This is a genomic window from Peribacillus sp. SIMBA_075 (assembly GCF_046534585.1).
This window is the reverse complement of sequence record NZ_JAWRYN010001123.1, coordinates 1-253: the sequence shown is the minus strand read 5'-3', so window position 1 is coordinate 253 and position 253 is coordinate 1. Positions and strand designations below refer to the sequence as shown.

Below are 253 nucleotides of genomic sequence, written 5' to 3'. Positions count from 1 at the left end.
CTGTACTGAAAAAAGATGTGTTTTCATTGACAGCGGCCGATCTCAGCGGATTTGATGCTGTGGTTAACGCATTCGGCGCGCCAGCAGGAAAAGAACATCTTCATGTCGAGGCAGGTAATGCTTTGATCGAAGCAATGAAAGGTGCTCCTACTACCAGATTGCTTGTTGTAGGTGGCGCGGGCAGCCTATTTGTAGACGAAGCAAAAACGACACGCGTGCTCGAAACTCCTGATTTTCCTAAGGAGTACCTGGC

Annotated in this window: 1 protein-coding gene; it reads left to right on the top strand. The window is 49.0% G+C overall.

The window, feature by feature from the left end:
* A partial coding sequence (locus tag SB775_RS31805) for an NAD(P)-dependent oxidoreductase (RefSeq protein WP_486360733.1) occupies positions 1–253 on the top strand: 253 nt, incomplete at both ends.